The organism is Nocardia sp. NPDC004722, assembly GCF_053601505.1.
The window spans coordinates 1-3,586 of record NZ_JBSGBY010000751.1; the positions used below are offsets into that span (position 1 = coordinate 1).

The window sequence follows — 3,586 nt, forward strand, 5'->3', positions numbered from 1 at the left end:
TCTTCGATATAGGTTTCCGCCCAGCCTTTGATCGCCTGCATGACCGGGAGGAGGCTGCGGCCGAGCGCGGTGAGCTCGTAGTCTGTCCGCCCACGACGCGTGGCGCGTCGCGGGCGGCTCGGAGCGGTCGAGCGCCGCGTACCGGTCTCCCGCCCTATGCCGCTCCTGCGCGGCATACCGGTCCGATGACGCTTCCTCGCCGACTCGCGAGCGCGGCTCGTAGTACTCGTCCTCGTCGAATTCGTCGAAGTCGTCGTCGTATTCGACGGGCTCGTACTCCTCGTACGCGTTTGCCCGGGTCGCCGGGGCGGCTGCGGGCGCACCGGTGATCCAGTCCGACCAGCGCCCGGTGTAGGCGTCGGGTCCGTCGTGGGCCGGTGGCGTTGTGGCCGAGTCGGATTCGGTGGTGCTCATGGTGTCGCCTGTGCGCCGAGGTTGGGGATCAGCGGCGCCCCGCTGGTGGATGGCGTGCTGCTCCCGGGGGTGAAGGTGAGCAGTGGCGCGCTGGACGGGGTGCCGGTGGCGGAGGTTCCGCCGCCGAGCGGGAACTGCCCGTTGGGCGCGACGCTGGTCGGCGTCGTCGAGGTGCCCGCGAAATCCATGCCGAGACTGGGCTTGTCGCTGCCGCCGAGCGGCGTGCTGCCGGGCTGTGCGGCCCCGGACAGATCGTGCGCCACCGCCGCGAACCACTGCCCGACCCAGTCGGTGGGGCTCTCTCCGAAGCCCGCGCCCTGCGCGTGCGTGTAGTCGTGCTTCTGCGCGGTGTCCCAGTACCGCACCCAGGTGGTGATGTCGAGCAGATCCTTGTTGTCGGTGATGTTCTGGGTGACGGCCGAGAACGACTGGCTCACCAGCCTGCTGATCGTGGTGGGCGGCACCAGATTGGTGACCGCGCCCAGCAGCTTGGTCCCGAAGACCGCTAGTCCCGCAATGGGATTGGCCAGCCCCGCGGTGGCGATCTCGGCGATGTTGGCCGGTGTCAGAATGTCCTTCACCACGGCCACCACGGAATTGACGGCGATCAGCCCGACCTTGAGCAGCGCCTGCAACGCGCCCGGGATGTCGACCTGGTTGGCCGGGTTGGACGCGTCGGCGATGCGCTGCGAGATCGACTTCTGCGGCTGATACGACAGATCCGAGATCGAGTTGCCGGACACGTCGTTGTTGACCACCGAGGTGACGGTCTTGATGGAGGTGAACGCCAGCGCCTCCGCGATCGACTTCAGCGACCCGATCGGGTCACCGGCCGAAAGTTCGACCTGCCCCGCGATATTGGCGACGGTGCGCACCAGCGGCGCGCCCACCGGTGTGTCACAGGCCAGATCGCCCTCGGTGCAGAATTCCGCGACCCGGCCGACCAGGGAGCCGAAGTTCTCGAGGGTGGCGCTGTCGGGCGCGATGCCCGCCCCGGACGCGGTCTTGGTGGTGGGCGGATCCGAAAGCCCGGACACCGCTTTGCCGTCCGTGCCCGGCGCCGCGGTCGGCAGCTTCTGATCGGGTTTGCCCGGGAACAGCGGCGCGTTGGCATTGCGGTTGGGGTCGCCGAAAAGCGCTACCGCGGCGATCTTCTCGGCCGGGACGGTGCCCTTCCCCGACCCGACCTCCTGCGCGAACTGGGACGCGACGTGCGCGCCCTGGGAGTACCCGGCGATCGCCAATTTGCTGCTGGGACAACGGTCCACGACCTGTTTGGCCATGGACCGCAGCCGGTCGAGCCCGTCGCCCACCGACTTGGTGTAGGTGACGGTGCTGACCGAGGTGGCCCCGCCGAAGGACGCCTCGTAGGGCACGTAGGCGCGGTCCACGAGTCCGGCGTCGGAGGCGGCGGCCATCATGGGCCGGAACACTTCCGAGAGCATGCCGGTGTCGGTGGTGACGGCCGCGTCGGGGGAGGATTCGCCGGTGCCCTGGATGCCGAGCGCGAACAGGGCCGGGCATTTGTCGATGGGCACCGTGGTGTCGGGTGGTCCGCCGCTGGCCAGGCCGACGGCCGCGGAAGCGATGACGCAGACGGCGGCGGTCAGTAGCGCGGAGCTCCGGAAGGATACGGCCGAGCTCCGGAATCTCAGGGTGGGCAGCAGTTTTCGATGCATGTCGCACCTCGTTCAGGTCAGGGACTGGCTGATTCCGCGCTCATCGACGGCCGGGTGGCCGTGCTGCGCCTGTTCGGTGATCCGCGCCCCGGCGGTACGCGCCGTGGTGAGGATCTGCTCGGCCAGAAGCCGAACCGGTTGCGGGGGAGTGCGAGTGGGGTCGCCGTCGTCGGCCGGGGTGTGACCGGCGGCGGGATCCCAGGCCGCCAATTCGTAGGGTTCCAGGGCTCGCCACTGTTCGAGCCAGCCCAGCCGCCAGGTGCGCGCACCCAGGGCGAGCGCCAATCCCTCCATTTCCTCGCGGCGTTCGGCGACCGGAATCGGCAGTGGCCGAGCCGAATCCGCCACGGTCAGCACGCCGACCACGGCGCTGCCCACGGGTGTCGCCTGCGCTCGATGCGCCAGCAGCGCCCGGTGCAGCGCGTTGACGCCGCGCAGGTGGCTGCGGCCCACCAGGATCACCAGGGGCGAGTCCATGTCTCCCGTGAGTCCGATTCGCGCGGGCCAGCGCTGCCCGGCGTCGCCCGCCCAGCTCAGGCTGGCGGCGAGGCTGCTCACCCCGGCGCCGCCGTGCACCCCGACCAGCCAGACCAGCGGCGGGCGCGCGGGCCGATTGGGCACCGCGCGATGCCACATCGGAACCGGTTCGGCGGCAGGCTCTTTCGCGGGGTCCTCGGTGCGGGGCGTCCCGAACAGGTGGCTGGTCATCGCAGCGCTCCCAGCAGGGCCAGGTAGGCGTCGCGGGTTTCGGCGGTGAGCCGGTGCCAGGTGATGGGGCCGCCGGTGGCGAGGTGAATGTCGAAGGGCACCTGGACGATCGCGCGCACCCAGGAGCCGAGGTGGGTGCGCACATGGTCGACGACGGTGGCCGCGGAGCCGGGCACCTGCTCGGTGAGCACGATGACGGCGTCGCCGACCACGAACTCGCCGAAGTTCTCGTCCAGCCAGGCCAGCGCGGGCTGGAGCCGGTTGATGGCGTCGGGCCGGGCGGCGACGGTGAGTACCAGCCCCACCCGGGGGTCGGCCAGCAGCGGCGCGGCCAATCGGCTGGTGACGGGCGCGCCCGCGTCGAAAACCCCGAGCAGTCCGGCGGTTTCGAGATGGCGCGCCACCGAGACCAGGGATTCCCTGCGCGGCAACGGATCCGGGGTGCGGGCCAGGACCCGCACGCCGGTCGAGGTCTGTCCCGAGCACGCTCCCACGGTGGCCGCGACCCCGGGATCGTTGGTGGCCAGCCACTTCTGCAGCGTGCTCACCGGCGCGACCGCGTCGCATCCGCGCAGCGCCACGTCGCCGCCGCCGAGCGTGGCGTCGACCACGACCGGCCACACCGCGCCTTCACTGTCGACGCCCGCCGCCGCTGCCAACCCGAGCGCCACGGTCGTGGCTCCCGAGGATCCGGACCCGCCCAGCACCAGCACCGGCGGCAACGCCGCACGCACCAGTCGCCCGTGCCCGCCCCGCAACGGCACGCCGTCGGTGGGCGACCCGCC

At 71.2% G+C, this 3,586-nt stretch carries 4 protein-coding genes; all 4 read right to left on the reverse strand.

The genetic code is table 11. The features are described 5' to 3' along the window. The coding region (locus ACWELQ_RS41155) for a winged helix-turn-helix transcriptional regulator (RefSeq protein ID WP_452402413.1) at window positions 1-176 on the reverse strand (176 nt) is incomplete at its 3' end. Between the two features lie 234 nt (window positions 177-410). After that, complete coding sequence (locus ACWELQ_RS41160; RefSeq protein ID WP_452402410.1) at window positions 411-2,093, reverse strand: cutinase family protein; 1,683 nt, start codon at window positions 2,091-2,093, stop codon at window positions 411-413. A gap of 12 nt (window positions 2,094-2,105) precedes the next feature. Then, window positions 2,106-2,801 (reverse strand): hypothetical protein, encoded by a 696-nt coding sequence (locus tag ACWELQ_RS41165; protein WP_452402411.1) that lies wholly within the window; start codon window positions 2,799-2,801, stop codon window positions 2,106-2,108. Continuing rightward, the coding region (locus ACWELQ_RS41170) for a MinD/ParA family ATP-binding protein (RefSeq protein ID WP_452402412.1) at window positions 2,798-3,586 on the reverse strand (789 nt) is incomplete at its 5' end. The genes ACWELQ_RS41165 and ACWELQ_RS41170, both read right to left, overlap by 4 nt.

Bases quoted from the DNA above. Each gene is read 5' to 3' on its own strand.
- ACWELQ_RS41160 (WP_452402410.1), bottom strand. From the start codon at position 2,093: ATGCATCGAAAACTGCTGCCCACCCTGAGATTCCGGAGCTCGGCCGTA.
- ACWELQ_RS41165 (WP_452402411.1), bottom strand. From the start codon at position 2,801: ATGACCAGCCACCTGTTCGGGACGCCCCGCACCGAGGACCCCGCGAAA.